Source organism: Streptomyces carpinensis, from assembly GCF_002154505.1.
In the GTDB taxonomy this organism is placed as follows: domain Bacteria; phylum Actinomycetota; class Actinomycetes; order Streptomycetales; family Streptomycetaceae; genus Streptomyces; species Streptomyces carpinensis.
Map to the genome: position 1 here is coordinate 1 of NZ_MUBM01000559.1, position 2,143 is coordinate 2,143.

Sequence of the window (2,143 nt, forward strand, 5' to 3'; positions counted from 1 at the left end):
AGATGTGTATAATAGCCAGCCTCCGGCCTCACCCCCGGTCCCGGTCCCGCTCCCGGTCCCGAGCGCATGATCAGCCGGAAGAGCCTGCTCAAGGCGGCGGCCGTCGCCGCCGGTGCCGCCATTCCGCTGCTCACCGGCACGGTGGCGCTCGCCCGGGACTCCGCGGGCCCTGGACGGTCCCTTCCCGCGACGCCCACCTGCGACGACGGAGACGGCCCCACCCACGACCAGATCGAGGGCCCGTACTTCAAGCCGAACTCCCCGCTGCGCACGAAACTGGTGACGCCGGGCACCGCCGGTACCCCGCTGACCGTCAGCGGCTACGTCCTCGGCCGCAACTGCGTCCCGCTGCCGGGGGCGCTCCTCGACTTCTGGCAGGCCGACGACGCCGGCAACTACGACATGGCCGGGTACACCCTGCGGGGTCACCAGTTCACGGACTCCACCGGAGCGTTCTCACTGGGCACGATCGTGCCGGGCCTCTACCCAGGCCGCACCCGGCACATCCACGTCAAGGCCCAGGCGCCCGGGCAGCCCGTGCTCACCACCCAGCTGTACTTCCCCGGCGAACCGCGCAACTCCACCGACACGCTCTTCGACGCGGCGCTGCTGATGGCCGTCCGCGGAGCCGGCAGCGGCAAGGAAGGCACCTTCGACTTCGTCCTGAACGTCGACGGCACACCTGGTCCGGGCGGCCCGACCGACCCGCCGACCGATCCGCCCGGCGGCACCTGGGCGCCCGGCCAGGCCTACAAGGCGGGCGACCGGGTCACCTACGGCGGAGCCGCCTACCGGTGTGTCCAGGCCCACACGTCCATGACCGGCTGGGAGCCGCCCGACGTCCCCGCCCTGTGGGCCCGCGAGTGACCCTCCCCGCCTGAGACCTTCCTCACAGGACCGCAGGGACCTCAGGAACCGTCAGAACCGCGGAACGACAAGAAGGATGCGTACCGGGCAACGCGAAAGCCCCGCAGGTCCTAGACCTACGGGGCTTTCCGCTGTGCGCGAGGGGGGAGTTGAACCCCCACGCCCTTGCGGGCACTGGAACCTGAATCCAGCGCGTCTGCCTATTCCGCCACCCGCGCATTGGGTGTGTCCTCCGGCTCCGTTCCCTTGTTTTTCGGGCCCGTCGCCTTCCGACACCCAGAACATTAGCACGCCGACCAGGGTGGGTTCACATCCCTTTCCCGGGGCAGGCGCCCATCGACCCCGCCGGGCCTGCGACGCTTTCTCCAGGAGGCCCGGCCCCCGCACCTCCGGAAAACCCCACTCCGTATCAACCTGTGTCTGTTCACGTATCAACCTCGTACCGGTCCCACCCGTCTCCCCGGGAGGCGGGCCGGGTCCACCCTCGGGTGCGGGACACTGGTCTGCGGCCGCCTCTACGATCCTGGGCAGAAGTACGCAGTGCGCATCGCAGGAACAGGGACGAAGGAGCAGACGCCGACATCCGTCGACGGGGCCGACAGGGGGAACCAGCCGATTTACCGGCGCGTGGATACGATCAGTAAGCAGTACCAGGTAAGCAGTACGAAGCAGCACGAAAGCACGACCCGCACCACGGACGGGCCCGGCACGATCCACAGGATCCGCGGGGCCGGCAACACAGGCGACACAGGCAAGACCCGCAGCGACGGCCACGACGGAGGAGGTGCCCCATGGGAGTCCTGAAGAAGTTCGAGCAGCGTCTCGAAGGCCTGGTCAACGGCACCTTCGCCAAGGTCTTCAAGTCCGAGGTCCAGCCCGTGGAGATCGCGGGCGCGCTCCAGCGCGAGTGCGACAACAACGCCACCATCTGGAACCGCGACCGCACGGTCGTCCCCAACGACTTCATCGTGGAGCTCAGCGCACCCGACTACGAGCGCCTGAGCCCCTACTCCGGCCAGCTCGGCGACGAGCTCGCCGGCATGGTGCGCGACTACGCCAAGCAGCAGCGCTACACCTTCATGGGACCGATCAAGGTCCACCTGGAGAAGGCGGACGACCTCGACACCGGCCTGTACCGGGTGCGCAGCCGCACGCTCGCCTCCTCCAGCAGCCAGCAGGCCCCGCAGAGCCCCCAGGGGCCCTCGCCGGCCGCGCCCGGCCGCCCCGGCACCCAGGACGGGTACGGCTACCCGCCCGCGGCCGCGCCTCCCATGCC

2 protein-coding genes and 1 tRNA gene are annotated in these 2,143 nt (G+C 69.9%); 2 read left to right on the top strand and 1 reads right to left on the bottom strand.

Features of this window, described 5'->3' with window-relative positions; translation table 11 throughout:
- Window positions 1–66 precede the first annotated feature (66 nt).
- A complete protein-coding gene (locus BZY54_RS46020; protein ID WP_086731292.1) occupies window positions 67–867 on the top strand; it encodes a dioxygenase family protein in 801 nt (266 codons plus the stop codon).
- Between the two features lie 134 nt (window positions 868–1,001).
- On the opposite strand, the gene BZY54_RS46025 is transcribed toward BZY54_RS46020, so the two are convergent.
- Window positions 1,002–1,085 (bottom strand) — tRNA-Leu (locus BZY54_RS46025).
- A 573-nt stretch (window positions 1,086–1,658) separates the two neighbouring features.
- On the opposite strand from BZY54_RS46025, the gene BZY54_RS46030 reads away from it, so the two are divergent.
- Window positions 1,659–2,143, top strand: a 485-nt coding sequence (locus BZY54_RS46030; protein ID WP_143668342.1) for a DUF3662 domain-containing protein, incomplete at its 3' end; no start/stop codon positions are given.